This window comes from Marivita sp. (genome assembly GCF_051859345.1).
GTDB lineage: Bacteria > Pseudomonadota > Alphaproteobacteria > Rhodobacterales > Rhodobacteraceae > Marivita.
Window position 1 is genome coordinate 33182 of the sequence record NZ_JBHYFV010000023.1, and the last position, 26990, is coordinate 60171.

32 protein-coding genes and 1 riboswitch are annotated in these 26990 nt (G+C 60.6%); of the genes, 26 read left to right on the forward strand and 6 right to left on the reverse strand.

Annotated elements, in window-relative coordinates; translation table 11 throughout:
* Positions 1 to 41: 41 nt before the first annotated feature.
* The 14 genes from miaB (at position 42) to rpsA (ending at position 13616) form a co-directional block, all read left to right on the forward strand.
* Positions 42 to 1364: a tRNA (N6-isopentenyl adenosine(37)-C2)-methylthiotransferase MiaB gene (miaB, locus tag ACTIEN_RS14630; protein WP_439523886.1), complete on the forward strand. Its 1323-nt coding sequence runs from the start codon at positions 42 to 44 to the stop codon at positions 1362 to 1364.
* 132 nt (positions 1365 to 1496) lie between these two features.
* Positions 1497 to 2027, forward strand: coding sequence for an OmpA family protein (locus ACTIEN_RS14635; RefSeq protein WP_439523887.1), 531 nt, complete (start codon positions 1497 to 1499; stop codon positions 2025 to 2027).
* Positions 2028 to 2038: 11 nt separating this feature from the next.
* The gene (locus tag ACTIEN_RS14640) at positions 2039 to 2341 is read left to right on the forward strand and encodes a hypothetical protein (protein ID WP_439523888.1); all 303 of its coding nucleotides are present in this window, start codon (positions 2039 to 2041) and stop codon (positions 2339 to 2341) included.
* Positions 2342 to 2416: 75 nt separating this feature from the next.
* A complete protein-coding gene (locus tag ACTIEN_RS14645; protein ID WP_439523889.1) occupies positions 2417 to 3394 on the forward strand; it encodes a PhoH family protein in 978 nt (325 codons plus the stop codon).
* Between the two features lie 59 nt (positions 3395 to 3453).
* Positions 3454 to 3963 (forward strand): rRNA maturation RNase YbeY, encoded by a 510-nt coding sequence (ybeY, locus tag ACTIEN_RS14650; RefSeq protein WP_439523890.1) that lies wholly within the window; start codon positions 3454 to 3456, stop codon positions 3961 to 3963.
* Positions 3964 to 4154: 191 nt separating this feature from the next.
* Entirely contained in the window at positions 4155 to 4934 is a 780-nt protein-coding gene (locus ACTIEN_RS14655) for a hemolysin family protein (protein WP_439523891.1), read from the forward strand.
* Positions 4935 to 4938: 4 nt separating this feature from the next.
* Positions 4939 to 6423 (forward strand): apolipoprotein N-acyltransferase, encoded by a 1485-nt coding sequence (lnt, locus tag ACTIEN_RS14660; protein ID WP_439523892.1) that lies wholly within the window; start codon positions 4939 to 4941, stop codon positions 6421 to 6423.
* A gap of 12 nt (positions 6424 to 6435) precedes the next feature.
* Positions 6436 to 6483: riboswitch (SAM-SAH riboswitch) on the forward strand.
* 3 nt (positions 6484 to 6486) lie between these two features.
* A complete protein-coding gene (gene metK, locus ACTIEN_RS14665) occupies positions 6487 to 7668 on the forward strand; it encodes a methionine adenosyltransferase (RefSeq protein WP_439523893.1) in 1182 nt (393 codons plus the stop codon).
* Between the two features lie 184 nt (positions 7669 to 7852).
* Positions 7853 to 8443, forward strand: a complete 591-nt coding sequence (locus ACTIEN_RS14670) for a rhodanese-like domain-containing protein (RefSeq protein ID WP_439523894.1) — start codon at positions 7853 to 7855, stop codon at positions 8441 to 8443.
* Positions 8444 to 8562: 119 nt separating this feature from the next.
* Complete coding sequence (locus tag ACTIEN_RS14675; RefSeq protein ID WP_439523895.1) at positions 8563 to 9105, forward strand: histidine phosphatase family protein; 543 nt, start codon at positions 8563 to 8565, stop codon at positions 9103 to 9105.
* 70 nt (positions 9106 to 9175) lie between these two features.
* Positions 9176 to 9892 carry a tRNA (guanine(46)-N(7))-methyltransferase TrmB gene (gene trmB, locus ACTIEN_RS14680; RefSeq protein ID WP_439523896.1) on the forward strand — a complete coding sequence of 239 codons (717 nt, stop codon included), beginning with the start codon at positions 9176 to 9178 and terminating at the stop codon, positions 9890 to 9892.
* Positions 9889 to 10503 (forward strand): (d)CMP kinase, encoded by a 615-nt coding sequence (gene cmk / locus ACTIEN_RS14685; RefSeq protein WP_439523897.1) that lies wholly within the window; start codon positions 9889 to 9891, stop codon positions 10501 to 10503. Before trmB ends, cmk begins: the two co-directional genes overlap by 4 nt.
* Positions 10504 to 10620: 117 nt before the next feature.
* Positions 10621 to 11682 carry a Hint domain-containing protein gene (locus ACTIEN_RS14690; RefSeq protein WP_439523898.1) on the forward strand — a complete coding sequence of 354 codons (1062 nt, stop codon included), beginning with the start codon at positions 10621 to 10623 and terminating at the stop codon, positions 11680 to 11682.
* Positions 11683 to 11903: 221 nt separating this feature from the next.
* Positions 11904 to 13616, forward strand: coding sequence for a 30S ribosomal protein S1 (gene rpsA / locus ACTIEN_RS14695; protein ID WP_439523899.1), 1713 nt, complete (start codon positions 11904 to 11906; stop codon positions 13614 to 13616).
* 187 nt (positions 13617 to 13803) lie between these two features.
* Here the strand turns inward: rpsA and ACTIEN_RS14700 are convergent, their stop codons facing one another.
* From ACTIEN_RS14700 to ACTIEN_RS14710, 3 genes are all read right to left on the reverse strand, one after another.
* Positions 13804 to 14646 carry a 3-keto-5-aminohexanoate cleavage protein gene (locus ACTIEN_RS14700; RefSeq protein ID WP_439523900.1) on the reverse strand — a complete coding sequence of 281 codons (843 nt, stop codon included), beginning with the start codon at positions 14644 to 14646 and terminating at the stop codon, positions 13804 to 13806.
* Between the two features lie 68 nt (positions 14647 to 14714).
* The gene (locus ACTIEN_RS14705) at positions 14715 to 15557 is read right to left on the reverse strand and encodes a sugar phosphate isomerase/epimerase family protein (protein ID WP_439523901.1); all 843 of its coding nucleotides are present in this window, start codon (positions 15555 to 15557) and stop codon (positions 14715 to 14717) included.
* Positions 15554 to 16537 (reverse strand): fatty acid desaturase, encoded by a 984-nt coding sequence (locus ACTIEN_RS14710; protein WP_439523902.1) that lies wholly within the window; start codon positions 16535 to 16537, stop codon positions 15554 to 15556. The genes ACTIEN_RS14705 and ACTIEN_RS14710 overlap by 4 nt, the downstream gene beginning before the upstream one ends.
* A gap of 216 nt (positions 16538 to 16753) precedes the next feature.
* Between ACTIEN_RS14710 and ACTIEN_RS14715 the strand changes: the two genes are divergently transcribed.
* The 7 genes from ACTIEN_RS14715 (at position 16754) to ureC (ending at position 21979) form a co-directional block, all read left to right on the forward strand.
* A complete protein-coding gene (locus tag ACTIEN_RS14715) occupies positions 16754 to 17884 on the forward strand; it encodes a lytic murein transglycosylase (protein ID WP_439523903.1) in 1131 nt (376 codons plus the stop codon).
* Positions 17885 to 17888: 4 nt separating this feature from the next.
* On the forward strand, positions 17889 to 18365 hold the full coding sequence (locus ACTIEN_RS14720; protein WP_439523904.1) for a hypothetical protein: 477 nt from the start codon (positions 17889 to 17891) through the stop codon (positions 18363 to 18365).
* Positions 18366 to 18510: 145 nt separating this feature from the next.
* Positions 18511 to 19335: an urease accessory protein UreD gene (locus ACTIEN_RS14725; protein ID WP_439523905.1), complete on the forward strand. Its 825-nt coding sequence runs from the start codon at positions 18511 to 18513 to the stop codon at positions 19333 to 19335.
* Positions 19336 to 19338: 3 nt separating this feature from the next.
* A complete protein-coding gene (locus tag ACTIEN_RS14730) occupies positions 19339 to 19641 on the forward strand; it encodes an urease subunit gamma (RefSeq protein WP_439523906.1) in 303 nt (100 codons plus the stop codon).
* Positions 19642 to 19682: 41 nt separating this feature from the next.
* Positions 19683 to 19862 (forward strand): hypothetical protein, encoded by a 180-nt coding sequence (locus ACTIEN_RS14735; protein ID WP_439523907.1) that lies wholly within the window; start codon positions 19683 to 19685, stop codon positions 19860 to 19862.
* The gene (locus tag ACTIEN_RS14740; protein ID WP_439523908.1) at positions 19859 to 20164 is read left to right on the forward strand and encodes an urease subunit beta; all 306 of its coding nucleotides are present in this window, start codon (positions 19859 to 19861) and stop codon (positions 20162 to 20164) included. Before ACTIEN_RS14735 ends, ACTIEN_RS14740 begins: the two co-directional genes overlap by 4 nt.
* 54 nt (positions 20165 to 20218) lie before the next feature.
* Positions 20219 to 21979 (forward strand): urease subunit alpha, encoded by a 1761-nt coding sequence (ureC, locus tag ACTIEN_RS14745; RefSeq protein WP_439523909.1) that lies wholly within the window; start codon positions 20219 to 20221, stop codon positions 21977 to 21979.
* 9 nt (positions 21980 to 21988) lie between these two features.
* Here the strand turns inward: ureC and ACTIEN_RS14750 are convergent, their stop codons facing one another.
* Positions 21989 to 22351, reverse strand: a complete 363-nt coding sequence (locus tag ACTIEN_RS14750; protein WP_439523910.1) for a hypothetical protein — start codon at positions 22349 to 22351, stop codon at positions 21989 to 21991.
* 33 nt (positions 22352 to 22384) lie between these two features.
* Between ACTIEN_RS14750 and ACTIEN_RS14755 the strand changes: the two genes are divergently transcribed.
* From ACTIEN_RS14755 to ACTIEN_RS14770, 4 genes are all read left to right on the forward strand, one after another.
* Positions 22385 to 22825: an urease accessory protein UreE gene (locus ACTIEN_RS14755; RefSeq protein ID WP_439523911.1), complete on the forward strand. Its 441-nt coding sequence runs from the start codon at positions 22385 to 22387 to the stop codon at positions 22823 to 22825.
* Complete coding sequence (locus ACTIEN_RS14760) at positions 22809 to 23447, forward strand: urease accessory protein UreF (RefSeq protein WP_439523912.1); 639 nt, start codon at positions 22809 to 22811, stop codon at positions 23445 to 23447. The genes ACTIEN_RS14755 and ACTIEN_RS14760 overlap by 17 nt, the downstream gene beginning before the upstream one ends.
* Positions 23444 to 24055 (forward strand): urease accessory protein UreG, encoded by a 612-nt coding sequence (ureG, locus tag ACTIEN_RS14765; RefSeq protein WP_439523913.1) that lies wholly within the window; start codon positions 23444 to 23446, stop codon positions 24053 to 24055. The genes ACTIEN_RS14760 and ureG overlap by 4 nt, the downstream gene beginning before the upstream one ends.
* A gap of 134 nt (positions 24056 to 24189) precedes the next feature.
* Complete coding sequence (locus tag ACTIEN_RS14770) at positions 24190 to 24612, forward strand: NUDIX hydrolase (RefSeq protein WP_439523914.1); 423 nt, start codon at positions 24190 to 24192, stop codon at positions 24610 to 24612.
* Positions 24613 to 24631: 19 nt separating this feature from the next.
* Here the strand turns inward: ACTIEN_RS14770 and ACTIEN_RS14775 are convergent, their stop codons facing one another.
* Entirely contained in the window at positions 24632 to 25909 is a 1278-nt protein-coding gene (locus tag ACTIEN_RS14775; protein WP_439523915.1) for a cytochrome-c peroxidase, read from the reverse strand.
* 18 nt (positions 25910 to 25927) lie between these two features.
* On the opposite strand from ACTIEN_RS14775, the gene ACTIEN_RS14780 reads away from it, so the two are divergent.
* Positions 25928 to 26404, forward strand: a complete 477-nt coding sequence (locus ACTIEN_RS14780; protein ID WP_439523916.1) for a tetratricopeptide repeat protein — start codon at positions 25928 to 25930, stop codon at positions 26402 to 26404.
* A gap of 120 nt (positions 26405 to 26524) precedes the next feature.
* Here the strand turns inward: ACTIEN_RS14780 and ACTIEN_RS14785 are convergent.
* A partial coding sequence (locus tag ACTIEN_RS14785; protein WP_439523917.1) for a hypothetical protein occupies positions 26525 to 26990 on the reverse strand: 466 nt, incomplete at its 5' end.

A 26990-nucleotide genomic window follows, 5' to 3' on the forward strand; every position in this document is an offset into this window, starting at 1 on the left:
CGGTATCGGCACGCCTTGAAACCCAGCCGGAGGATTGGCCCGTGTCTCAGCCGAAGAAGCTTTTTATCAAGACCTATGGCTGTCAGATGAACGTCTACGACAGTGAGCGCATGGCAGAAGCTTTGGGCGGGCAGGGATATGTGGAAACGTCAACGCCGGATGACGCGGACATGATCCTGATGAACACCTGCCACATTCGTGAAAAGGCCGCCGAAAAGGTCTATTCCGAATTGGGCCGATTCAAACATCTGAAAGCCGCCAAGCCTGATCTGAAAATCGGCGTTGCCGGTTGTGTCGCACAGGCCGAGGGCCCCGAAATCATGCGCCGTCAGCCGATGGTCGATCTGGTGGTTGGCCCTCAAAGCTATCACCGCCTGCCCGAGCTCGAGGCGAAGACACGCAACGGGGAAAAGGCGCTGGATACGGACTTTCCCGAAGAAGACAAGTTCGAGGTCCTGAAGAACCGCCCAAAAGCCAAGCGCGGACCAACGGCGTTCCTGACCGTGCAGGAAGGCTGCGACAAGTTCTGTGCTTTCTGCGTGGTCCCCTACACACGCGGGGCCGAGGTGTCGCGCCCGGCAGACCGTATCCTGACAGAAGCGCGCGATCTTGTCGAACGCGGTGTGCGCGAGATCACCCTGCTGGGGCAGAACGTGAATGCCTATCACGGCGCTGGAGACGGCGGTGACTGGTCTCTGGCGCGGCTGATCTGGGCGCTGAACGATATCGACGGGCTGCAACGCATCCGCTTCACCACCAGCCATCCCAATGACATGACGGATGAGTTGATCGAGGCCCATGCGACCTGTCCCAAGCTGATGCCGTATCTGCATCTTCCGGTGCAGTCCGGATCGGACCGCATTCTCAAGAGGATGAACAGGCAACATACCGCGGAAAGCTATCTGAAGATCATCGAAAAACTGCGCGCGGCGCGGCCGGATCTTTTGCTGTCGGGTGATTTTATTGTCGGCTTCCCGGAAGAGACCGAAGCGGATTTCCTGGCGACATTGGATATCATCCGTGCTGCCAAATATGGCTATGCCTATAGCTTCAAGTATTCCACACGTCCCGGCACACCTGCAGCGGAACGCGATCAGGTGGCCGAGGATATCAAAGACGAACGGTTGCAACGGTTGCAGGCTCTGATCACCAAACAACAAAAGGCTTTGCAGGACGCCATGATCGGCCAAGAGGTCGGCGTGCTGTTCGAAAAGCCCGGACGTGATCCGGGTCAGATGGTGGGCAAATCGGATCACCTTCACGCGGTGCATGTGCTGGCCGATGACGTGGCGCCGGGCGACCTGCGGCGCGTGCGGATCACCGATAGCGGGCGCAATTCGCTGGGCGGGGTGTTGGTCGATTGACCACAATCCAGCGGTTCGACGCGATATGTTGCGGTTGCCCCTTTCCTGAACCGCAATCTTTGGTAGTATGAAACGGAATCGGGCGCTCTGGCCACACTGTCGGGGCGCCATACCAAATCGGGGGATGCGGTGATGGTAGGGCGGTTGTCCGCATGGAGTCTCAGTCTTGCATTGGCGCTGCCGCAATTCGCGGTTGCACAGCAGGGCGAGCAGTACATTCCCGGTATCTGGATTGATCCCGACGGGTGTGAACATTGGGTCATGGATGACGGTGTCGAAGGCTTCATGAGCCCGCACCTGCGCCGGAACGGAACACCTGTCTGCCATCAGGTCAGCCGTTGCGCAGTCGTGCCGACGGACACGATGTTTGCCACGGGAAGCGACACGCTTGCGCCCGGTGGGGCCAACAGCCTGCAAAGCTTCTTTACCGCCAACCCGGCAAATGGCTTCGTGATCGAAGGCCACACCGACAGCCGCGCGTCGGACGCGTCCAACATGGCGCTGAGCGAACGGCGTGCCCGCGCGGTGGCGCAAGTGGCGCAACAGGCCGGCGCGCGTATCTATTCGGTGCGCGGCTTCGGAGAGAGCCGCCCGGTTGCCAGCAACTCAAGCACCGCCGGAATGGCCAAGAATCGCCGGGTGGAAATTCTGTGCCTGCGCTAAGGAGAACGCCCATGGTCCGCTGCGTTACCGTTATGTGCCTCTGTGCCGCGCTGGCCGGGTGCGAATCCGTCGGTGCTGACAAAAGTTATGATCGTGGGTTTGACAAGAAACCGTTAAGCCAGTTGCAGGCAGGTATCTGGATTGATCCCAACGGCTGTGACCACTGGATCATCGACGATGGTGTCGAAGGTTATCTTTCGCCCCGGCTTGATCGCAACGGCAATCCGGTCTGTTCCGGCAATCACGGTGAAAGCAGCACGGCGATTGGTGACTTCAAGGGCGGTTCGGCATCTTTGGTCGGGGATGCTTTGTGACAAAGTGGCTGACGGCTTGCACTGCATGATGGAACTTGCCAACCTGATCCTGCGACCCTTGCACCGGAGATCCGAGTGACCACAGACATCTTGTCCGAAGCGCTGCTAGAATTCCCCGATAACCGTTTGCTTATAGACCTTTGCGGTGAATATGACCGCAACCTGACCGAGATAGAGACCCGCCTGGGCGTGCAGATTCTGCGCCGGGGGAATCAGTTGGCGATCCATGGCGAACCAGATGCGCAGGAAGATGCGCGCGAGGTTTTGATGGCGCTGTACCAGCGCCTTGAGCAAGGACGCAGCGTCAGCCCCGGCGATATCGACCGCGAATTCCGCATGGCTCCCGAAGAATCCGGACCGGATGCCCAGATCGAGATGTTCGAAGGTGGCCCGGTCGAGATCAAGACCCGCAAGAAACTGGTGGAACCGCGCACCGATGCGCAGAAAGCCTATGTGCGCTCGCTGTTCGAGAACGAACTGGCTTTCGGAATCGGCCCTGCGGGCACCGGCAAGACCTATCTTGCCGTGGCTGTCGGGGTGAACATGTTCATCACCGGACAGGTTGACAAGATCATCCTGTCGCGCCCTGCGGTCGAGGCGGGCGAAAAGCTGGGCTATTTGCCGGGCGACATGAAAGACAAGGTCGATCCTTACATGCAGCCGCTTTACGATGCGCTGAATGATTTCCTGCCGGGCAAACAACTGGCCCGGATGATGGAAGAAAAAACGGTCGAGATTGCGCCTTTGGCCTTCATGCGCGGCCGCACGTTGTCGAATGCGTTTGTGGTTCTCGACGAAGCACAGAACGCCACGTCCATGCAGATGAAGATGTTTTTGACCCGGCTCGGCGAAGGTTCGCGCATGGTGATCACCGGCGACCGCACCCAGATCGACCTGCCACGCGGTGTCGCGTCCGGACTGTCGGATGCCGAACGCCTGTTGAAGACGATCCCGAAAATCAGCTTCAACTACTTCACCTCAAAAGACGTGGTGCGGCATCCTTTGGTGGCAGCGATCATCGAAGCCTACGAAAAGGACGCGGAATCGACCTGATCTTCGTCTTGCTCCAAAGACCTCCGGGGGATTGGGGGCTGGCCCCCAAGGGATGATCCGTGACCACATTGACTGACATCGTGATCGAAGACCTGCGCTGGCAGGACGCCGGGCTAGACTCACTTGCTGAGGTGGCTGCGATCAACACCTTGAAACACCTGGGTTTTCCCCTTGATGGGTACGAGATTTCCGTTCTCGGGTGTGATGATACCCGGATTGCCGAACTGAACTCGGAATTCCGCGAAAAGCCACAGCCGACCAATGTCCTGAGCTGGCCCGCCTGCGACCTCGCACCCGACAAGGAAGGCGCCACCCCGATACCGCCGCCGCCCCCCGATCCGATGATGGGCGAAGGGCTTGGTGATATCGCGATTTCCTATGACACCTGCCTGCGCGAGGCCCAGAGTGCAGGCAAACCCATGCCCGATCATGTGACCCATTTGATTGTTCACGGAGTGCTGCACCTTCTGGGCTACGATCATGTTCGTGACCGTGATGCCACGCTGATGGAAGGGTTGGAGACCGTGATACTTGGCAAAATGGGCATTGCAGACCCATATAGGGGATAGTACGGGCCATTAGGCCTTCACCGGAACAGGAAAAAATGGGCGATAACGACGACTCGTCTAACGCAGCGCACCGCGCGCGTGAGACGAATGAAAACACTCCGAAACGTGGAATGATGACACGTTTGCGTAATTGGTTTGGTGGTGCGGCAGAGAATGCCAATAAGCCCCCTGCGACCGAAGTGAGCCGGGCAATGTCTCCAATAGATGGCATGATGAACCTGCGCCGCATGCGGGTTGAGGACGTGGCTGTGCCGCGGGCCGAAATCGTGTCTGTGCCCGACACGATCACCTTGCCCGAACTGGTCAAGGTATTCCGTGAAAGCGGTCTGACCAGATTACCGGTCTATAGCGGCACGCTGGATACGCCGGTCGGCATGGCCCATCTCAAGGATCTGGCGCTGAAGCACGGCTTCAATGGCAAGAGCAGCGAGTTCGATCTCAAGCAGATGCTGCGACCCTTGCTGTTTGTGCCGCCATCCATGCCCATCGGGGTTCTCTTGGCCAAGATGCAGACCGAGCGACGGCACATGGCGCTGGTGATCGACGAATATGGCGGTGTGGACGGTTTGGTGACCATCGAAGATCTGATCGAACAGGTCATCGGTGAGATCGAAGATGAACACGACCTGGACGAAGGCAACAACTTCTCGCGCGAAAAGCCGGGGGTTTACCTTGCCTTTGCGCGCACACCGCTGGAAGAGTTCGAAGCCGAGATCGGTCTGAACCTGACCGATCACGACGATATTGATGGCGAGGAAATCGACACGCTCGGCGGTCTGGTCTTCATGTTGGCTGGCCATGTCCCGGCGCGCGGCGAAGTTGTGCCGCATCCGGAAGGCCCGGAATTCGAAGTGATTGATGCCGATCCGCGCCGTATCAAGCGGATGCGCGTGCGGCTGAGCACAACCGCCATGGGCGACAATGCCCGTGCGCGCGAGGCTCTTGAAGCGGCCGCTGCGACGTCCGCCTGATCGCATGGCACTGATCCGCCGCCTTGGCGCGCTGTGTCTGGGTGGCCTGTTTGCACTGGGCCAGCCGCCTTTCGACCTCTGGTGGGCTGCTTTTCCGGCACTTTGCGCGGTGTTTGCGCTGGTTCGGTTTGACGCATTTCCGAAATCCGCCGCTTGGACAGGCTGGCTGTTCGGGCTGGGCTATTTCGCGGTATCGATGCATTGGATTCTGGAGCCCTTCCAGGTCGACGCGGTTGCCACTGGCTGGATGGCGCCCTTTGCTCTTGTTGGATTGGCGTCGGGTTTGGCACTTCTTTGGGCCGCCGCATTCTGGACGGGTCGGCGATTGCATCCCGGCCCATTTGGAATTGCCCTCTGCTGGGCCGCGATCGAACTGGCGCGGGCCTATATCCTGACCGGCTTTCCCTGGGGGCTAGTGGGCTATGTCTGGGCACCGACCCCGGTTGCGCAATGGCACGCCGTCTTTGGCCCGCATGGGGTGACGCTGGTGACGCTGGTACTGGCGGCAAGTGCTGCTTGGGCAATCGAGAGGCGTTCCTTTATCGGACTGAGCGTCACAGCGCTGGCGGGCATCAACGGGTTTATCGTAGGAATGTTTCTCTACCCGATGTCCATGGACCCAACGGGGTTCACGGTCCGCCTGATCCAGCCCAACGCGCCGCAGCACCAGAAATGGGACCGCGATTTCATCCCCTTGTTCTTCAACCGGCAGGTGGATTTTACCGCGCAACTGCCCAAGCCCGACCTGATCGTCTGGCCGGAAACGGCGGTGCCGAACCTGCTCGACACTGCCGGACCCGCGCTTGAGGTGATTGCGGACGCCGCTGCTGGCACACCGGTGGTTCTGGGCATCCAGCGCGAAGAGCAGGGACGCTTTTACAATTCGCTCATCACGCTGGACAGTACGGGAAAGGTGGCCGACCTCTACGACAAACACCACCTTGTGCCCTTCGGGGAATACATGCCCGCCGCATCGCTGTTTGCGCGGTTCAACATCCTCGGCCTCGCTGCGCGGGCGGATGCTGGCTATTCGGCGGGGCCGGGGCCTGCGCTGATTGATCTGGGCCCGCTTGGCAAAGCACTGCCGCTGATCTGCTACGAGGCGGTGTTTCCGCAGGATGTGAACGGGACGCCTGAGCGCCCGGATCTGTTGCTTCAGATCACCAATGACGCGTGGTTCGGCATCAATGCAGGTCCGCAGCAGCACCTTGCCCAAGCGCGCCTGCGTGCCATCGAACAGGGGCTGCCGATGATCCGGGTGGCCAATACCGGCATTTCTGCGGTGATCGACCCGGCTGGGCGCATCGTGGACTCGCTGCCACTTGGCCGGGCCGGGTTTCTCGACGTGCCGCTGCCTGCGCCGTTGTCTCCAACGCTCTACAGTCGCACAGGTGATTGGCTGGCCGTGATGGTGCTGATCGTGGCATTTGCGACTCTACTGGTTTGGAAACGGCGCGTACCCATTGACCCCAACGCACCGCCCGAGTAACGCAGATCATCATTCCCGTCACAACGGCTTCCTGACGTGACGGCAGACCCCAATGGAGCACTTATGTCCCGACAGAATTATATCTTCACCTCGGAATCCGTATCCGAGGGCCACCCGGATAAGGTTTGCGACCGGATTTCGGACGCCGTTCTAGACGCATTTCTTGCCGAAGAACCCGAAGCGCGTGTTGCCTGCGAAACATTCGCCACCACCAACCGTGTCGTGATCGGCGGCGAAGTGGGCCTCTCCGACGAGGACAAGCTTGCCACCTATGTGGATCGCATTCCCGAGATAGCCCGCGCCTGCATCAAGGATATCGGCTACGAGCAGGAAAAATTCCACCACGCCACCTGCGAAATCACCAACCTGCTGCATCAGCAATCGGCACATATCGCCCAAGGCGTGAACGCGTCCGGAAACAAGGACGAAGGGGCAGGCGATCAGGGCATCATGTTCGGCTATGCCACCAACGAAACCGACGCGCTCATGCCCGCGCCGATCCAGTTCAGCCATGCGATTCTGAAGCGATTGGCCGAAGTGCGCAAATCCGGCGCGGAACCGTTGTTGCGCCCGGATGCGAAGTCGCAGATTTCCGTACGCTACGAGAATGGCAAGCCGATGGGCGTGACCTCGATCGTGTTGTCGACCCAGCACGCCGATGAAAGCCAAAGCTCTGACGATATCCGCGAGATTGTCGAACCGTATATCCGCGAAGTCCTGCCAGAAGGCTGGATCACCGCCGAGACCGAGTGGTGGGTCAACCCCACGGGCACCTTCGTGATCGGCGGGCCGGATGGCGACGCGGGCCTGACGGGCCGCAAGATCATCGTGGACACCTATGGCGGGGCTGCACCACATGGCGGCGGCGCGTTTTCGGGCAAGGATCCGACCAAGGTGGACCGCTCGGCGGCCTATGCGGCGCGCTATCTGGCCAAGAATGTCGTTGCGGCAGGAATGGCAGAGCGCTGCACCATCCAGCTGTCTTATGCCATTGGCGTGGCCAGACCGTTGTCGATCTATGCCGACACGCATGGAACCGGCGACGTGGACGCGGCTGCAATCGAACAGGCCATTCCCAAGGTGATGGACCTCACCCCGCGGGGCATCCGCACCCATCTGCAACTGAACAGGCCGATCTACGAACGCACCGCAGCCTACGGCCATTTCGGACGTGCGCCCGAAGCGGATGGCGGTTTCAGCTGGGAACGCACCGATCTTGTGGATGCGTTGTTGAATTCCATCTGATCCCGCGCAGGTCTTGCGGATTGGATAAGGCCGTCCCTTGGGGCGGCCTTTTTTGGTGCGCATGCAAGACATCCCCATTCATCAAGCCTAATCTGATCGAAGTCAGTGCAGGACGGTGCGTGGTCTGTCACAGTCACGGGATGGGCCCGGTCCGGGAAATTGACTGAGTATGGAGGAGAACATGATGAAACGCTTTGCTGTGATTGCGGCGCTGGTTGTCGCAGGTGGCACCGTGCAGGCGGAACCCGAGGTGGGCATCACCAAGGATATGCCGTCTGTCACCGTGCAGACGCCAAACGGCGCGGTCGAGATTGCGAGAATTCAGGACACCGAGAACGAAGTCACCGGCGAATGGGCGCGCACCTCGCGTCCCTGTCCCAATTTCTGCATCCAACCGATGATCCCCGCGGATGGGGTCACGACGATCGGTGAACTGGAACTGATTGAGTTCATTCAGGATCCCGAAGCTGTGGTTGTCGACAGCCGGACGCCCGATTGGTTCGAGGGCGGCACCATTCCCGGTGCGATCAATATTCCGTATACATACGTTCTGGACGAACTTGGTCAGTTGGGATGTGAGCCGGATTTCGAGGGATGGGATTGCGCAGATGCCAAACAAGTGGCGTTGTTCTGCAACGGGATCTGGTGCGGCCAATCGCCAACAGCAATTCGCAACATGATAGAAGCCGGTTTTCCTGCGGAGCGTATCTTTTATTACCGGGGCGGCATGCAGGTTTGGCGCCTTCTGGGGCTGACCGTGGCCGGGAATGAATGATCATTCAAAGCCGTTAAATCGCGCAACTCCGAACAACCGCATGGGCCGTCCTTTTGGGCGGCCTTTCATTTTCGGGCCGCGTTCTATGTCCCTTTGGGAACAGCCGAAAGGAGAGTGAAATGGTGACCCGGCTGGTTTTTGTCCTGGCCTTGATGTGGCCGGGATTCGTGTTTGCCAATGACTGGACCGCGCTGGACACCCCCGGCGCGTTTGCGATCATGCGCCACGCCTTGGCCCCCGGCATCGGTGATCCTGCCGATTTTCGGGTGGGCGACTGCGGCACGCAGCGCAATCTGGATGTGCGCGGTCGCGATCAGGCAGCCCGGATCGGTGCGGCCTTTCGCGACAAGGGGCAAACATTCGACATTGTCTTGACAAGCCAGTGGTGCCGCTGTCGTGACACCGCAGGCCTTTTGAACCTTGGCCCGGTCGAAGACGCGCCTGCGTTCAATTCGTTCTTTCAGGATGCCTCAACCCGCGAACGTCAGACCCGCGATGCGCTACAAGCTCTTGCAGATCAGCAGGGCCGCCCCTTTGTCGTGACGCATCAGGTCAACATCCGCGCGCTCACCGGCCAGACCACGCGCTCGGGTGAGGTTCTGGTGGTCCGTCACGCTGGTGATCGTCTTGAGGTGCTTGGGTCGATCCTGGTTGATCCGTGACAGCGTTCGTCCAACAAAAAGTGGCGGCCCCACGTTGCGGGGCTGTGCCTCAATCGCTAAACCGCGCCGCATGACAAGAACCAAACACCCGTCCGGCGCACCGTGGCGCAATTTTTATGGCCGCTTCAAGGGCAAGACCCTGCGCCCGAACCAGAAGGAATATCTGGAAAGCGATCTTGACGCGCTAAGCCCCGGTCCCGTCTCCTGGGAGGACAACCCGGATCGCATTCCGCTTGATCTCGACAAGGTGTTCGGGGGCAAGCCGATCTGGCTCGAAATCGGGTTCGGGGCAGGCGAGCATGTGATCCATCAGGCGCAGCGATATCCCGACAAGGGGATCATCGGGTGCGAGCCGTTCATCAACGGGGTTGCAATGCTCTTGGGAAAGGTCCGCGATTCCGGCGTCGACAATCTCAGGGTGTTTCCGGGGGATGCGCGCAATCTGTTTGACGTGTTGCCAGAGGGATCGGTGGAAAAGGCGTTCCTGCTCTACCCCGATCCATGGCCGAAAAAGCGTCACCACCGGCGGCGTTTCGTGACGCAGGACCACCTTCGGCCCCTACATGACGTACTGGCCCCCGGTGCCGAGTTTCGCGTGGCGACAGACATTCCCGACTATGTACGCCAGACTCTCATCGAAGTGCCGAAAGCCGGGTTCGAATGGCTTGCCGAAGGGCCGGGTGATTGGCGTCATCCGTGGCAAGACTGGTATTCGACCCGTTACGAAATGAAGGCGCTGCGGGAAAAGCGGATGCCGCATTACATGACCTTCCGAAAGCCAGCATGATGTCCCCGTTCACCATCGCAATCGACGGTCCGGCAGCCGCCGGCAAAGGTACGATCAGCAAAGCCGTGGCGGCGTATTTCGATCTGGCGCATCTGGACACGGGGTTGCTGTATCGCGCAGTCGGCGCGCGCATGTTGCAGGGTGAAGACCCGATTGCCGTGGCGCAGACTTTGGCCGCAGATGATCTTGAGAACCCGGCCCTTCGCACTGCCGAGGTGGCACAGGCCGCGTCCAAAGTTGCCGCGATCCCGGATGTGCGTGCGGCTTTGCTGGAGTTTCAACGCGCCTTTGCCCGCCGGTCTGGCGGGGCCGTTCTGGATGGGCGGGATATCGGCACCGTGATTTGTCCGCAGGCCGAAGTGAAACTTTTCGTGACGGCCAGCGCCGAAGTGCGGGCGCAGCGGCGGTTGGCCGAACTGACCGAGAGAGGCTTTGAGACCAACTACGACAGCGTGCTTGAGGATGTCCGGGCACGCGATCATCGTGACACGAACCGCGCGGATGCTCCTTTGAAACCCGCAGAGGACGCCGTTGTTGTGGACACTTCCGAAATGAGTATCGCAGACGCGGTGGCGAAAGCGGTTGCCGCAGTCGAGGCTGTACTGGATTGAAAAGCCAACGTGATTTGACTTGAATCCTAAAGGGTTTCCGGGCCGGGTTTACCGATCCGAAAGACGGCTTTCGTAATGTCCTGACGCAAGACGGCGAACGGACACCGGATACCCACAATGGCAGAGTTGATCTATATCGGTATTCTGGCCCCAATTGATACGATGGAAGGCAACATCACCAACGAAAACCCGACTGCGGTGCAGGGCAGCTATGATGCCACCGTGATGCAGGTCGTCAATGTTTCGATGTCCGACAATGACAACGACGGAATTACCGTTAGCGACGACTACTATTCGACTCCGGACACGTTTACCTACGATCTGGGATTCGGCCCGATTACCAGCGGGCTTGACGGCGAAGGCCGGTTTTCCGCCGAAGTGATCCGCGCCGCGTCAACGACACCGGAATCCGTGGAAATCAGCCTGTATCAGTTGCAGAATGGTGCGACGTTCGTGCGCCTGCCGGATGGGTACAAGATCAACCAACTGACAATCCAGAGCATGGTCAGGGATGGCTACGATTCCGTCTATACGGATAGTTCGAGCTCCTCGACAATTGTCTGTTTCGAAGTCGGAACATGGATAGAAACGCCCGAAGGTTTAAGACGGATCGCGGATATTGGCCCCGATGATCTGGTGATGACAGAGGATCACGGCGCACAAGCGGTGACATGGGCACACCGATGGAAGGTCAGGGCAACTGACAAGACCAGACCGGTACAGATTGCACCCGGCGCATTGGGTCCGGGCCTGCCTTTTGCACCGCTCTCGGTCTCTCGGCAGCACCGGATCTATGTGACATCACCTGTGGCACAGCGCATGTTCGGTGAACCGGGCGGGTTGGTGGCCGCGCATCGACTGGTCGGGTTTCGGGGGGTCTCGCTTGGGCAGGTGGGGCACAAGGTCGAATATGGTCATATCATGTGCCGCCGACATGAACTGATCCGGGCCAATGGGCTTTTGGCAGAAACGTTGCTGAATGCACCGGTGACCCGCAGCGTCATTGACATCACCGGTGTGCCGGCATCCTGCGTAACGTCCAGTGATCCCGTCCGCCCGCTGCTGAGCGCGCAAGAGCAACGGTGCTTTGTCGAACGTATCATCGCGCGCGGTGAGCGGACCCAAAAGCGCGCCGCAGACACGCGACCTGCCTGCAGGCCTCTGGGAACCGGCATGTGATCGCGCAACATGGGCCGCATCTGCGCTAGGCTCTTGCCATGCGGGGTACGCTCTGCTAACCCCCGCGCGTCGCTAAAAGGCAAATAACGCCACAGGACAAAGATCGAGCAGGGGTCGGCAACCACCGGCCCTCTTTGTTTTGCGGATGCCTTGACCAACCTCGTTCGCCAGAAGTGCGGACATCACCCCAGACCGGCGGAGACAACCGCGCGGCCAGAAAAATGATACGTAAAGGAAACAGACGCCACATGGCTCAGAACGCATCTATGGAAGAATTCGAAGCGCTTTTGAATGAAAGCCTCGAAATGGACACACCCGACGAAGGGACTGTTGTCAAAGGCAAGGTCATCGCAGTTGAAGCGGGCCAAGCCATCATCGACGTCGGCTACAAGATGGAAGGCCGCGTTGATCTTAAAGAATTTGCAAACCCCGGCGAAGCGCCAAACATTTCGGTTGGCGACGAAGTCGAGGTGTTCCTGCGGTCCGCAGAAAACGCGCGCGGCGAAGCGGTCATCTCCCGCGAGATGGCGCGCCGTGAAGAAGCATGGGATCGCCTTGAAAAGGCCTATGCAGACGACGCCCGCGTCGAAGGTGCGATCTTTGGTCGTGTCAAAGGCGGCTTCACTGTTGATCTTGGCGGCGCCGTGGCGTTCCTGCCCGGCTCTCAGGTCGATGTGCGCCCGGTGCGTGACGCTGGCCCGCTCATGGGTCTCAAGCAGCCGTTCCAGATCCTCAAGATGGACCGTCGTCGGGGCAACATCGTTGTGTCACGCCGTGCGATCCTCGAAGAATCCCGCGCCGAACAGCGTGCCGAAGTCATTGGCAACCTCACCGAAGGTCAGGCAGTCGATGGTGTGGTCAAGAACATCACCGAATACGGTGCGTTTGTGGACCTTGGCGGCGTAGACGGCCTGCTGCACGTGACCGACATGGCCTGGCGCCGTGTGAACCACCCGTCGGAAATTCTTGCCATCGGCGAGACCGTCAAGGTTCAGGTCATCAAGATCAACAAGGAAACCCATCGTATTTCCCTGGGCATGAAGCAGCTTCAGGAAGATCCGTGGGATCTGGTCGCTGCCAAGTACCCGCTGGAAAGCACTCATATGGGTCGCGTGACCAACATCACCGATTACGGCGCATTTGTTGAGCTGGAAGCCGGCGTCGAAGGCCTGGTCCACGTTTCGGAAATGAGCTGGACCAAGAAGAACGTGCATCCGGGCAAGATCGTATCGACCTCGCAGGAAGTCGAAGTCATGGTCCTCGAAATCGACAGCGCCAAGCGTCGTGTCTCCCTTGGTCTCAAGCAGACCATGCGCAACCCGTGGGAAGTGTTTGCAGAAACCCATCCCGAGGGCACCGAGGTCGAAGGCGAAGTCAAGAACATCACCGAATTCGGTCTGTTCGTCGGCCTCGACGGCGACATCGACGGCATGGTTCACCTCTCGGACCTCAGCTGGGACGAACGTGGCGAAGACGCGATCCAGAACTACCGCAAGGGCGACATGGTTCAGGCCGTTGTCACCGAAGTCGATGTCGAGAAAGAGCGTATCTCGCTCTCCGTCAAGGCGCTCGGTGGTGACAAGTTCGCCGAAGCCGTTGGCGGCACCAAGCGTGGTTCGATCATCACGGTTCAGGTGACTGCGATCGAAGATGGCGGGATCGAAGTGGAATATGAAGGCATGAAATCCTTCATCCGCCGCTCCGACCTCAGCCGTGACCGTGCCGAACAGCGCCCCGAGCGTTTCTCGGTTGGTGACAAGGTTGATGTGCGCGTGACCAACGTGGACAGCAAGACCCGCCGTCTGGGCCTGTCGATCAAGGCGCGTGAGATTGCAGAAGAGAAGGAAGCGGTACAACAGTACGGTTCTTCTGACTCCGGTGCATCGCTCGGCGATATCCTTGGCGCGGCGCTCAAGTCGGGCGACGACAACTGATCGACACGATCAGATCGAGACATGGAAACCCCCGCATCCCGTGATGCGGGGGTTTTCTTTTTCTTCAAGGGCCACGATGCGTTAACGCATCGTAAGTTTCCGTAAACGGAAACAGGGGGCGCTGCCTCCTCCCACCTTCGGCGGACTTCGCCGGGATATTTTCAAACCAGAGAAGCCTTGGGTGGTGTCAGGCGGCAACGCCGCTGCGCAGGCCAAGTATCTCGCGCGCCTGCTGCCATGTCGCAACCGGACGGTCGTGCTTGTCGCACAAGTCGACCGCGCGTTTGACCAGCGCGGCGTTCGAGGGTGCCAGCGTATTGCGATCCAGGCGGATGTTGTCTTCCAGCCCGGTGCGGGCATGACCCCCGGCTCCGATGGCCCAGTCGTTCAGCACGATCTGGTTCGGGCCGATGCCCGCCGCGCACCACGGTGCGTCTTCGCCGAACAGGCGCTTGACCGTGTGGATGTAGAAATCGAACACCTCGCGGTCGACCGGCATGGCGTTTTTCACCCCCATGACGAATTGCACATAAGGCGTGTCGGTGATCTCTCCTGCCTTATGCATCGCCGCGGCGCGGAAGATGTGCGACAGGTCAAACGCCTCGATCTCGGGCTTGATGTCATAGGTGATCATCTCGGAGGCCAGCCACGCAACGAGGTCCGGCGGGTTTTCATAGACACGCGTCGGAAAGTTGTTCGACCCGACCGACAACGATGCCATGTCAGGGGCCAGAGGCAGCATCCCGCCGCGCGTCTTGCCAGCACCGGAACGCCCACCAGTGGACAGTTGAACAATCATGCCGGGGCAGTGTTTTTCCACCCCTTCCTTGAGCAAGGCAAAGCGGTCCGGATCGGAAGTTGGTGTTTCGTCGTCATTGCGCACATGCGCATGCACGATGCTGGCCCCTGTCTCGAATGCGGCATGGGTGCTTTCGATCTGTTCAGAGATGGTGGTCGGGACTGCGGGATTGTCGGCTTTGGTGGGAACCGAGCCGGTGATGGCAACGCAGATGATGCAGGGGGAGGTCATGGGTATTTGGTATCCTGAAGTCACAATTGGGCGCAGTTTGGCATGAAACGCAGGGGTGTCAAACCGGATCAGCCGTCGCCGCCCAGATCCTCCCAGATGTCGCGGACCCATCGTTGGATCACCTGCGCCTCGTCCCAGCGGTTCGACATTTCGCGCCCCTGTGCATCGGTCATCGCGTATTCGGGTGGACCCAGTTCGCAGACGAAAATGCAATCGCCGGACGCATTGCGCGCGCGCCAATCCGCCATGCCCTCGCGCCACCAGCCTTTGAACAGGTCTACCCATTTCTGATGCTGTGGAAAGTCGAGCTGCACCTGGATCTGCTGGCGACTGGCCACCCGCCCCTGAAAGCTGTCCGAGCGGTGCAGGATGCGGCTGATCAGCCTAAGGTCATGATCCGACAGCGGAAACCAGAATTCGCGGTCCACGACGTAATGCGAAAGATCGGCGCAGATGCGCATGTCGGGAATGCGGTCCAACAGTTGCAGTGTGGTGTACAGGTCGTTGGTGATGCAGTTGCGATGGGTCTCGAACTGGATCGGCATACCGATGCGGTCAGACATCGCCATCCAGGTTTCGATCACCGGAATCATGTCGTCCAAGGCAAGCGGCATCACCTGCCCGATCACATCCACAAACGGCGCGCCGAAATCGGCGGCCATGTGAAGCGTGTCTTCAAGGCTTTGTATCGTCTTCGGAAAGGCCACGATCAGCGGCGTCAGGCCATTGGCTTGCATATGTGGGCGCACCGCGTGGGCGACTTCCACATCCGACGCGCCCAGATCAATCGCCATGCCATCAAACCCGGCCCCGGCCACCATCTCGCAGACCTGATCATAGGGCAGTTTTACGCCCGTCGGGTCATGCGGCTGCATCGCCCAAAGGGACGTGTAGACCTGAAGGCGCCTCACTCGGCAGGCACGCGGCGGGTGCGACCGCCGGATATCGGCACGATCCAGACCTCGTTCATCGGGTACTGGCTTTCGTCCTTGGCGCTCAGTTTGCGGATCACTTCGATCTGGAACTCGATCCAGCCCATGCGGTGCACTTCGCCCGCTTTATCCTCGATCTTGTCGTTCAACACGCGCAGCTTCCAGAAAGGCACGGCGGGGAAGGTGTGATGCGCGGTGTGATACGGCATCTGCCAGCAGAGCCAGCGGATCAGCCCATTGGCACGGGTCGAACGGGTGTTTTCCAGAATGTCGCTTTCGTGGCTGAGGCCCAGATGTTCGATGGTGTTCTGCAATTGATGTATCGGCTTGGTCAGCACCATCGGGAGGATCCAGAAGGTCAGCGCGGCCCAGCTTCCCATCGCAACCGAGACCAAAGCGATCAGGATATACAGCACCAGATGAATGCGGCTTTCGCGGATCACCTTTGCTTCTTCCTCGGGCCGAATGAACGGCTCCACAATCACACCCCGTGCGCGGCGCACGAGACCGAACACCCGGTTGCGCCAATAGGTGATGCCCGACAGCCACAGCAGGTAGGTGGTCAGCGTATAAGGCTCGCGCACCAACTCGCCATCGCGTTCCCAGTCCTGCGTGTACTGGTGATGCGCGAAATGCATGATCTGGTCATAGTCGCGCGGGAAAATCTGGAGGAAGCCGATGATACGGCCGAAAACTTCGTTCGCCTTGCGGGTCTTGAACACCGTTGCGTGGCTCAACTCGTGCTGCGCGGCGTATAGGAAGTTGAGCAGCACACCCAGTGCAAACCCCGTCACCCAGACCCAGCCGGTGTCCATCGCAAGCATATGCAGATATCCGACAATCAGGATTGCGCCCACATGGCTGGCCATCTGAACCGCGCCTTGCAGATCAGAACGTTCCGTGAGGCTGCGCAATTCGGCAGGGGTAAGCAGTTTGCGGCGCGAGAAACTGGCGTCCATTGGTCTCTCCTGATGGTGTTGTGCAAGACTGGCGCGGTTTGTCGCAAAAGAAAAGTCTCAAGGGTGGGCGACAACGCTCACATCCGTCAGTTTGCCTGATTTGCACGCATCCGCGCAAAAGGGCTGTTCGCCCGACACCCCATTGTGTGAGGACTGACTTGGCTTCACAATGGCACACAAAACGCATGCAGAACGCAGCAAAAGGTGAGCAGACCGATGCAGATCAATCGACGGATTTTTGGACTTGGATTCCTTGGCCTTGGGCTGGCCGGGTGTTCCGGCGCGTTGCCGCGCAGTGTCACCACCAACGGCCCTGCGGGATTGCCCGCCGATTTGCGCCCCGTCCCGAACAGCGCCTATGACGCTTGGGTTTCGGCATTCCGGGGCCGGGCCGCGGCGCAGGGAATTTCCCAAGGTACGTTGGCGGCGGCTTTTCGCGGTACGGGGTATTTGCCCGGTGTCGTCACACGCGACCGCAACCAGACCGAATTCAGCCGCAGCCTTGAGGATTACCTTGCCATCGCCACCTCGGACGAACGGGTGCAAAAGGGGCGCGCGGCTTTTGCGCGGCATCGCGGCACGCTCACCGCATTGCAGGATCGCTACGGCGTCGATGCGCAGATCATTTGTGCAATCTGGGGGCTGGAAAGCTTTTACGGCGAACGGCGCGGCGATGTGCCGGTGATCTCGGCCACCTCGACCCTTGCCTTTGACGGTCGGCGCGGGCAGTTCTTTGAACAACAGCTGATCGCGGCGCTGCGGATCGTTCAGAACGGCGATATCCCGGCCTCGCAACTGACCGGAAGCTGGGCTGGTGCCATGGGGCACACGCAATTCATCCCGACCTCGTACCAGCAATTCGCCGTGGACTATACCGGCGACGGGCGGCGCGATATCTGGTCGGACGATCCGAGCGATGCGCTGGCCTCGGCCGCTGCCTATCTGCAACGCAACGGTTGGACGCGCGGGCTTGAATGGGGAAGCGAATCTCCGGACGGAACGCTCCAGCCGCAGCCCGGTGGCCCCCGGTTCCGCACCACCAGCAATTTCAGGGTGATCAAGCGTTACAACAACTCGGACGCCTACGCGATCGGGGTAGGGCATCTGGCCGACCGGATCGGCGGCGCGGGGCCGCTGCGCGCAAGTTTTCCGCCAGATGCCAACGGGTTGACCAAGGCAGACAGGATCACCCTGCAACAACGCCTGACCGCACGCGGGTTCGACACCCAGGGCGCGGACGGTGTGATCGGGTCCAACACCGAAACCGCCATTCGCGCCTACCAGGCCAACCGGGGCATGGCAGTGACGGGGACGCCGTCGCAAACCTTGCTGCAAAGCCTGCGCTAGCTCGGTGTTCCGCCTCTTCCGATGGCTGCGCAACACGGTTGTGCTAATGTGGCTGTGCGGCGCGCTGGCGGTCAGCACGGTGGCGCTGGGGATTCAGGCGCTGACCCTGACGGCACAGGTCGCAACGGCCACCGCCAGCGCCTCTGCCGCCGCGCTCAGGCATCGCAAGGACATGGCAAAGGCGGTGAGCAAAGCCAAGGCCAAGGCGCGGTTGCGGCGCGTGCTTGTGGCAATCCCGATTGTCGGCACCGGCGCGGCGGTGGCGTTCGAAACGCGGGACTTCCAGAACTGGCAGACCGTTCATCCGGAGGGAACCTTTTCCGACTATTCCTGCGAAGTCGCCTCCTTGAGCGCAGAGGTGGTGGACGAGGTGTTGCAGGACCTTCCCGAAACTGTGCGCCCGACGCCCGCCATGGTACTAAGCCAACTTCCGGAATGCGAGAACCTGACTGACCCGGCGCGTTTCACGGTTGACCAATAAATAAGCGAGACTTGGATTTCCGCCACTTTTTTAGTCGATCAAACCCAATTCCGTTCGATTTTCACCGTTCAAGACGTCCGTTTTGATGCACCCACCCGAAATGCGTTGGAACTCCGTCCCGACGGATTGTTAGCGTTTCGGCACCATGACCCATTTGACCGCCATTCCCACCTTGCCGCCGCGTTCCCATGGCAAGCTGCACATCGCCGCAAAACTGCGGACGGGTGGCATTTCGGCGCTTGCCGATCTGCACCAGACCGGGTCTGCCAAGATCCTGATGACCCCGGCGCGGGATGCGGTCGAGGGGGTGATCCTCAACACGTCCGGCGGGCTGACAGGTGGGGACACTCTGTCCATCGCGGCCACCGCACATGTTGGCGCGCGGCTGCGCCTCACGACACAGGCCGCCGAACGCGTCTATCGCACCGCCGATGACACCACTGCGCAGGTGCGAAATCTCGTGACGGTCGAGGCAGGCGCGCGTGTCGATTGGCTGCCGCAGGAAACCATCCTGTTCCAGAACGGTGCGCTGCGCCGGTCGCTGAGCGTCAGGATGGCCGCCGATGCGCGTGTGCTTTTGGTGGAACCGGTGCTCTTTGGCCGTCTGGCCATGGGCGAGGTGATCACGCAGGCGCGGTTTGCCGACCGTCTGACGCTCGAACGCGACGGCGCATTGGAGTTCCGCGATGCCAGCACCCTGACAGGCGACATCACCGCGATCCTCGACAAGCCCGCTCTGGGGGGTGGGGCGCGCGCCATGGCGTTGGTGGTCTTTGCCGCGCCCGAGGCCGAGGCGCATCTTGATCCCATCCGCGCCATGTTGCCACCCACCGCAGGCGTGTCGCTGGTGCGGGACGGCGTGCTGGTGCTGCGGGCGCTGGCGCGCGACGGCTTCGAGCTGCGCCGCACCCTTATTCCCGTTCTTGATCGGCTGAGCGGTGACGCCCTGCCGCGCTCCTGGAGATTATGACAGATGAACCTGACCCCCCGTGAGAAAGACAAGCTGCTGGTTGCCATGGCGGCCATCGTGGCGCGCAAGCGGCTCGACCGCGGTGTGAAGCTGAACCATCCCGAAGCGATCGCGCTGATCACCGATGCGGTGGTCGAAGGCGCGCGTGACGGGCGGTCGGTTGCGGACATGATGCAGGCGGGTGCGCAGGTGATCACGCGGGATCAGTGTATGGAAGGTGTGCCAGAGATGATCCACGAGGTGCAGGTCGAAGCGACGTTTCCCGACGGCACCAAACTGGTGACGGTGCACAATCCGATCCGGTGAATTTGCATATTTGGAAAAAGAAGAAGCGAAAAGGTGTGAAGATGAAAAACGGTCTTGCTTTGGCTGCGGTGGCGCTGCTCTGGGCGTCTGCGGCGATGGCCCATCCCGGCGCGCATGTGCATCCGCATGATGGCGCGCACTGGCTGGCGATTGTCAGCGCTCTGGGGCTCATCGCGGTGACAGGCGGGTTGGCTTTCGTGAAGACCAGGTCACGCAAATGATCCCCGGAGAGCTGTTCCCGGCGGAGGGCACGCTGACGCTCAACGCCGACCGCACGGCGATCACGCTGATGGTTGCCAATACCGGTGACCGGCCCGTTCAGGTGGGCAGCCACTATCATTTCGCCGAGACCAACCCCGCTCTGGAGTTCGACCGCGATGCGGCGCGGGGGCATCGGCTTGATATCGCGCCGGGCACCGCCGTGCGTTTCGAGCCGGGTCAGCGCCGCGAGGTGCAGCTGATCCCGCTGTCCGGCGCGCGCCGGGTGATCGGGTTCAACCAGCAGGTCATGGGGGTTCTGTGATGACCCGCGCAAAACACACGCGCCTGACGAAACGCGGACCGAAGAGGGCCTGATATGCCAGTAGAGATCAAACGCGCCGACTATGCCGCCATGTTCGGCCCCACCGTGGGTGACAAGCTGCGGCTGGCCGATACCGACCTGATCATCGAGGTCGAACGCGACCTGACCGCCGAGGCCGTGGGTGCCGCGACAAGTGGAGGCACCGGCGCGAATGCGCTGGTCTACGGGGAAGAGGTCAAGTTCGGCGGCGGCAAGGTGATCCGCGACGGGATGGGGCAATCGCAGGCCACGCGCGCCGAAGGGGCCGTGGACACGGTGATCACCAACGCGCTGATCGTGGATTATACCGGCATCTACAAGGCCGATGTCGGCCTGCGCGACGGGCGCATCTACAGGATCGGCAAGGCAGGCAACCCCGACACGCAACCCGGTGTGAACATCATCGTCGGACCGGGGACCGAGGCGATTGCGGGTGAGGGGCGTATCCTGACTGCGGGTGGGTTCGACAGCCATATCCATTTCATCTGCCCGCAACAGATCGAGGACGCGCTGCATTCGGGACTGACCACGATGCTGGGCGGCGGCACCGGCCCCGCGCATGGCACGCTGGCCACCACCTGTACGCCCGGCCCGTGGCATATCGGGCGGATGTTGCAGGCGGCAGATGCGTTTCCGATGAACCTCGCCTTTGCGGGCAAGGGCAATGCGTCGCTGCCTGCCGCGCTTGAAGAGCAGGTCAAGGCGGGCGCCTGCGCTTTGAAGCTGCACGAGGATTGGGGCACCACGCCCGCTGCCATCGACTGCTGCCTGACAGTGGCCGATGCGATGGATGTGCAGGTGATGATCCATACCGATACGCTCAACGAGTCCGGGTTTGTCGAACACACCGTCAAGGCCATGAAGGGCCGGACCATCCACGCGTTTCACACCGAAGGCGCGGGCGGCGGGCACGCGCCGGACATCATCAAGATCTGTGGCGAAGAGCATGTCCTGCCGTCCTCCACCAACCCGACGCGACCCTTTACCGTGAACACGCTGGAAGAGCATCTGGACATGCTCATGGTCTGTCACCACCTCGACAAATCCATCCCCGAGGATATCGCCTTTGCCGAAAGTCGCATCCGGCGCGAGACGATTGCAGCCGAGGACATCCTGCACGACATGGGCGCGTTTTCGATTATCGCGTCCGACAGTCAGGCGATGGGACGGGTGGGCGAGGTGATCATCCGCACCTGGCAGACCGCCGACAAGATGCGCAAGCAGCGTGGGCGCTTGGCCGAGGAAACCGGCGACAACGACAACATGCGCGTGCGCCGCTATATCGCGAAATACACGATCAATCCGGCCATCGCGCACGGGATCAGCCGCCATATCGGCAGCATCGAGGAAGGCAAGCGCGCCGATCTCGTGCTGTGGAACCCGGCCTTCTTTGGCGTGAAACCCGAAATGGTCCTGCTTGGTGGCACTATCGTCTGCGCCCAGATGGGCGATCCCAACGCGTCGATCCCGACACCGCAGCCTGTGTATTCACGCCCGATGTGGGGTGCTTATGGCCGCAGCGTCGAACAGTCCGCAGTGGTCTTCGTCTCCGAGGCGGCGCAGGCCGAAGGCATCGGCGACAAGCTTGGCATCGCCAAGAAAACGCTGGCTGTTCAGAACACGCGCGGGATCGGCAAATCCGATCTCAAGCTCAACACCGCAACGCCCAAGGTCGAGGTGAACCCTGAAACCTACGAGGTGCGCGCGGATGGTGAATTGTTGGTCTGCGAACCGGCAGAGGTCTTGCCGATGGCGCAGCGGTATTTCCTGTTTTGAGGACGTATTTCAGATGTCTTCGATGACTGTGAAATCCTCTTCCTTTCGTTCTGGTTGGGCGAGGTGTGACACATGCCTCCGGTCCTCTCGCGCGGAGGGAGGGGCGTTGCGGGGGCGGGTGATCACGGTTGTGGTGGATGTTTCCGTCCAGAACCGCCGATCGGTGAGAACGGCATCCGGCAAGGCGGCGCGATTAATCCGGCGGGATGTGCCGGTGCGGATGAAAACCTCGAATTCCCGTCCCGTTTCACAGCTTCGCGATGCCAGAATGGCCGCGCGAAGATGTGCCTCACGCTCCTTCAAGGCGGCAATTTCTGCCCGCACGCTGCCAAGCGCGTCTGCAAGACCAAACTCGAAATATTGTCCATCCATGATGGAAGATCACCACAAGAGGCTGAAGAAAACATGAACGCCGCACAGACGCTTGTCCGACATTTCCACGGGGAAACTGCGGATCAACTCACGTTGAGCTACGAGGCGCGGTTCCTGCGCCGCCGCGTGCTGATGACGGATGCAGGCGAAGACATATTGGTCGATCTGGAACAGACCAGTTCGCTGGATCACGGCGATGCGCTGATGCTGGAGGATGGCCGCCATATCGCCATCGCCGCCGCGCCCGAGCCTCTGCTGGAAATCACCGGCGATAATCTCGTCCGCCTTGCCTGGCATATCGGCAACCGCCATACGCCTTGCCAGGTCGAAGCCACCCGCCTGCTGATCCAGCCCGATCACGTCATCCGCGACATGCTGGGCAAGCTGGGCGCGACCGTCACCGACCGGGTCGAACCCTTTACCCCGGAGGGAGGCGCCTACGGTCATGGACGGACCCATGCGCACGCCCACTGACCCGATCCTGACGCTGGCGCAATGGCTGTCGCCCGGATTTCCCATCGGCGCTTTTGCCTATTCCAGCGGGCTGGAACAAGCCATTGCCGACGGCACCGTGACGCCCTCAACGGTCGAGGACTGGCTGTCCGACATGCTGCGGGACGGCAATGGGGTCAGTGATGCGCTGCTGATCCGCGCTGTTGCCAGCGGCTCCGACGCGCAAGAGGTGGACCAGACCGCGCGCGCCTTCTGCCCCAGCCATGAACGCCTGCGCGAGATCGACGCGCAGGGGGCGGCCTTCTGCAACCAGCTGCGCGCCAATTGGGGCATCGACGTCACGAACCTCACCTACCCGGTGGCGCTGGGCGTCGGAATCAAACATCTGGATCTGCCCCTGACCATGGCGGTGCAGATGTACCTGCACGCCTGGGTCGCTGCAGTGGTCGCCGCCTGCCAACGCCTGATGGCGCTGGGTCAGACCGAGGCGCAGCGCATCGTCGCCGTCCTTGCGCCGCTCTGTTCGGAAATCGCAGCGCAGACCGAAACCCGGACGCTTGACGATCTGACAAGCCAGAGCTTTGCTGCCGATATCGCCGCGATGCGCCACGAAACCCTCAGCCCAAGGATATTCCGCACATGAGCATGCGCAACGGACCCCTTCGTGTCGGCATCGGTGGCCCGGTGGGCGCCGGGAAAACCTCGCTCACCGCAGCGCTGGCCAAGCGGCTGAAAGACACCCATTCCGTCGGGGTGATCACCAACGATATCTACACGCAGGAAGACGCCGAAGCGTTGATGCGCATGCAGATCCTGCCGCAGGACCGGGTGATCGGGGTGGAGACCGGCGGCTGCCCGCACACCGCGATCCGCGAGGATGCGTCGATCAACCTGGCCGCGGTGGCCGAGATGGTCCGCCGTCACCCGGAGGTCGAGGTGGTGCTGATCGAGAGCGGCGGTGACAACCTTTCGGCCACGTTCAGCCCTGAACTGGCCGACGTGACGCTTTACGTCATCGACGTGGCGGCGGGCGAAGAGATCCCCCGCAAGGGTGGGCCCGCGCTGACCCGGTCCGATATTCTGGTGATCAACAAGACCGACCTGGCGCCGTATGTCGGCGCCTCCCTCGAGGTGATGGACAGGGATGCCACGAAGATGCGCCAAGGCCGCCCGTTTGTCTTTGCCGCGATCCGTCACGACACCGGTGTCGACGAGATTTTACGCCATCTCAAGCAGGTCTCGGGTCTTTAATTTGCGCTTCGACATCATACGTTAATTTGCACAATCTACTCTTTTCGCGTATCTAGTGGGTATAGCAGCAAAAAAAACAATAAATTGTGTGATCGGTCATGGCAAAAATTGGCAAACAAATTGCGGCGCTTCCTATGCGCTGGGACGAGGATGGCGCTTTCAAGGTCTTGATGGTGACATCGCGCGACACCGGACGCTGGGTCATGCCCAAAGGATGGACCATGGATGGCAAGAAACCATGGACCGCCGCTGAAATCGAAGCCTTGGAAGAAGCAGGCGCGGTTGGCTATGTCGGCCAGGCGGTTCTGGGCAAATACACCTACAAGAAAAAGCTGGACAACGGGACATCGCTCAAATGCGAAGTCGATGTCTACCCGATGGTGGTGGAAAGTCTCAAACGCAACTGGAAAGAGCGCCATCAGCGCAAGCGCAAATGGTTCAGCGCCAAGGCAGCGGCCAAACGCGTCAGCGAACCCAAGCTTGCGGAATTGCTGCGCAGCCTTGCAAACAAACCGTCAAAACAGCCGGTGATCCGCGAATTCCTGAAAGCCTCTTAAAGACCGCCCTGTCCAGCGATCAATCGACCGGCAATCCGCTTGGCACCGTGTCGGGTCGGCCCAAGGGGCGATCAAGCGCGCTTGCGCCGGTCAGGCATTCGAGAAACGACACGATATCATCGACCTCCGCCTCCGAAAGCGCCACGGGCCGTACATCCAGCGTCGCGGCGTGACGCGCCATTTCCAGCGTGTCGGACTGGATGACAAAGTCGATCTCGCTCAGCCATGGTACGTTCGGCAATCCGGCAAGATCACGCGTCCAGAGCGCGCCGGTCCCCGCCGGATCCGCCATGTGACGCACCATGTCCCGCAGGTTGTCATAGGCCCCGTTATGACCATAGGGCGCGGTCAGCGCCACGTTGCGCAGCGACGGCGTGCGAAAGCGATAGGCGTCCTCCATATCGTCCGTGGCCCCCATGCGCCCGACATCCCTTGGCATCGGATCCCAGGCGCGCGTGCGACCGGGGCCGAACGGGGGCAGGGCCATCGCGTGGAAATCCTGATCGCTCAGAAGAGGCCCGTTGTGGCATTGCGCACAGCGCGCCTTGCCAAAGAAAAGCGCCCGCCCGCGGTCTGCCGCAGCCGGCAAGGGGGTGCCATCTGTCAGGAACGCATCGTACGGGCTGTCATAATTGGCCCATTCGGTGCCGATGAACGCGGCAAGCGCATTGCCGATCTCGACGATGGTGACATCTTCGGGGCGCTTGATATGTTCGAAGGCCGCCACGAACATCTCGCCATAGGCGGGGATCACGCGCACCCGCTTGGCAAGGATCGGCCAGGCCCGGTCGATCCGGTCATGCACCGCGCCCGCAACCTCGTTCTCGCTTGGGTTTCCGGCCATCTCGAACTGGGACGTCATCGGAAACAGGGCCTGCGCGGCAAGGATGGTCTCAAGCCCCGCCGGCAGCCGTTCTTCGGCCGGACTGTCATAGCCGTTGCCGTAAATGTCCGATATTTCAAGCCGCCCGTCATGAAACAGCACCCGAACGTCCTTGTGCCCAAGGTTCCACAATGCAGGCGCGTTGCGCGGAATGCGTTTGCGAATGCGATCCGGTCCGTCTCCCGGCGTGCGTTCCCGCCCAAGCCCGACACCGCCTTCACCAATGCCAAGCGACAGCCCGTCACTGCCACCCAGATCGTGATGATGACACGTCCCACACGAGATATTCCTGTTGCCGCTCAGGATCTTGTCGTAAAAAAGCAATTGACCCAACTGCGCCTGATCGGCATCGAAGGCGATGAAATCCTCGGCTGTGATGGGGTTTGCAAGGGCGGCTGGGGCTGCGAAAATCATGCTGAGGAGGAAAGCGATATGAAGCTGACCCGATGGAGCCTTGCGTTTCTCGTCCTTGCGATGCCCGCGCTTGCCGATATCGAAGACGCGCGCGATCTGATGGAAGAGGGCCGCTTCGACGAAGCGCGCGAGGCGCTCTGGCCTGCCGCCCGGTCTGGCAATGCCGAGGCCGAGGAATTGATCGGCGTCATGTACGCGCTGGGGCTGGGGGTCGAACAGGACTACGTCCGCGCCTTCGATTGGTATCTGCGATCCGCCATGAAGGGCCACCCCGGCGCGCAATCGGGCGTCGGTTGGTACTACGAGACCGGTCTCGGCCTGCCCGCCCCGGATCTGGTGCGCGCCTTCCTGTGGTATCAACTTTCCACCATAGGCGGCGACCCCGACGCCGCGATCTCGGTCGAAGAGGTGGTCAAGAAAATGACGCCGGATCAGATCGAACATGCACAAGCGCTCGTGGATGACTACCGGGTCTGGCTCTACCCGTTTCGGTGAGTGTTGCGGATTGGGATAACAGGGGCAAGTGGCAGGAGTGTGGCGTTTTTTCGCTGTGTAGGGTGCGTGATTTCACGCACCAGTGTCCACGCCGATTTGCATCTGTGTGTAGAATGAGCCCTACTTGCTGTTCAAAATCTGGTTCAGCCAAGCTGCAACCTTGGGGCCATACGGCAAGTGGTTTGCCAAACGTTTTCGTCGAGGGATCGCGTCTTTTTCAAAGAAGTCTAATGACAGGCCTCTTTCCGCCACCTCAACTTGTAGGTGGGCAAACCTCTCCATGACTTCCATATATCCATCTAAAGGCACTTTCATCGGCGTTTCGCGATGACCAAATAACAAGCCCAAAAGGACAGCGTGATCCCAAAGATTTCTAAGGTCGTCTTCTTTCCAAGAATTCATATATGGTCGCCGACGGTAATCTAGTCGCCATTTCTCATGCCGAGGCATTTTCTCTGGGATATGCTCTGCCGCCACAAAATCAAAAACCGCGTCGGCTTCGGCTGAAATAACTGGCGCTTTGTTCCAAGCAGCCCACCTTCTAGCAAAGACGTGTACCACATCTTCTTTCCATGGCTTTAGATCG

Coding starts and splice junctions, on each gene's coding strand:
- ACTIEN_RS14670 (WP_439523894.1), top strand. CDS start 7,853: ATGAAACGCTTTGCTGTGATTGCGGCGCTGGTTGTCGCAGGTGGCACC.
- trmB (WP_439523896.1), top strand. CDS start 9,176: ATGACAAGAACCAAACACCCGTCCGGCGCACCGTGGCGCAATTTTTAT.
- ACTIEN_RS14700 (WP_439523900.1), bottom strand. CDS start 14,646: ATGACCTCCCCCTGCATCATCTGCGTTGCCATCACCGGCTCGGTTCCC.
- lnt (WP_439523892.1), top strand. CDS start 4,939: ATGGCACTGATCCGCCGCCTTGGCGCGCTGTGTCTGGGTGGCCTGTTT.
- ureC (WP_439523909.1), top strand. CDS start 20,219: ATGCCAGTAGAGATCAAACGCGCCGACTATGCCGCCATGTTCGGCCCC.
- ACTIEN_RS14760 (WP_439523912.1), top strand. CDS start 22,809: ATGCGCACGCCCACTGACCCGATCCTGACGCTGGCGCAATGGCTGTCG.
- ACTIEN_RS14780 (WP_439523916.1), top strand. CDS start 25,928: ATGAAGCTGACCCGATGGAGCCTTGCGTTTCTCGTCCTTGCGATGCCC.
- metK (WP_439523893.1), top strand. CDS start 6,487: ATGTCCCGACAGAATTATATCTTCACCTCGGAATCCGTATCCGAGGGC.
- ACTIEN_RS14755 (WP_439523911.1), top strand. CDS start 22,385: ATGAACGCCGCACAGACGCTTGTCCGACATTTCCACGGGGAAACTGCG.
- ureG (WP_439523913.1), top strand. CDS start 23,444: ATGAGCATGCGCAACGGACCCCTTCGTGTCGGCATCGGTGGCCCGGTG.
- rpsA (WP_439523899.1), top strand. CDS start 11,904: ATGATACGTAAAGGAAACAGACGCCACATGGCTCAGAACGCATCTATG.
- ACTIEN_RS14770 (WP_439523914.1), top strand. CDS start 24,190: ATGCGCTGGGACGAGGATGGCGCTTTCAAGGTCTTGATGGTGACATCG.
- ACTIEN_RS14635 (WP_439523887.1), top strand. CDS start 1,497: ATGGTAGGGCGGTTGTCCGCATGGAGTCTCAGTCTTGCATTGGCGCTG.
- ACTIEN_RS14690 (WP_439523898.1), top strand. CDS start 10,621: ATGGCAGAGTTGATCTATATCGGTATTCTGGCCCCAATTGATACGATG.
- ACTIEN_RS14715 (WP_439523903.1), top strand. CDS start 16,754: ATGCAGATCAATCGACGGATTTTTGGACTTGGATTCCTTGGCCTTGGG.
- ACTIEN_RS14710 (WP_439523902.1), bottom strand. CDS start 16,537: ATGGACGCCAGTTTCTCGCGCCGCAAACTGCTTACCCCTGCCGAATTG.
- ACTIEN_RS14725 (WP_439523905.1), top strand. CDS start 18,511: ATGACCCATTTGACCGCCATTCCCACCTTGCCGCCGCGTTCCCATGGC.
- ACTIEN_RS14640 (WP_439523888.1), top strand. CDS start 2,039: ATGGTCCGCTGCGTTACCGTTATGTGCCTCTGTGCCGCGCTGGCCGGG.
- ACTIEN_RS14750 (WP_439523910.1), bottom strand. CDS start 22,351: ATGGATGGACAATATTTCGAGTTTGGTCTTGCAGACGCGCTTGGCAGC.
- ACTIEN_RS14655 (WP_439523891.1), top strand. CDS start 4,155: ATGTCTCCAATAGATGGCATGATGAACCTGCGCCGCATGCGGGTTGAG.
- ACTIEN_RS14775 (WP_439523915.1), bottom strand. CDS start 25,909: ATGATTTTCGCAGCCCCAGCCGCCCTTGCAAACCCCATCACAGCCGAG.
- ACTIEN_RS14735 (WP_439523907.1), top strand. CDS start 19,683: ATGAAAAACGGTCTTGCTTTGGCTGCGGTGGCGCTGCTCTGGGCGTCT.
- cmk (WP_439523897.1), top strand. CDS start 9,889: ATGATGTCCCCGTTCACCATCGCAATCGACGGTCCGGCAGCCGCCGGC.
- ACTIEN_RS14730 (WP_439523906.1), top strand. CDS start 19,339: ATGAACCTGACCCCCCGTGAGAAAGACAAGCTGCTGGTTGCCATGGCG.
- ACTIEN_RS14740 (WP_439523908.1), top strand. CDS start 19,859: ATGATCCCCGGAGAGCTGTTCCCGGCGGAGGGCACGCTGACGCTCAAC.
- ACTIEN_RS14675 (WP_439523895.1), top strand. CDS start 8,563: ATGGTGACCCGGCTGGTTTTTGTCCTGGCCTTGATGTGGCCGGGATTC.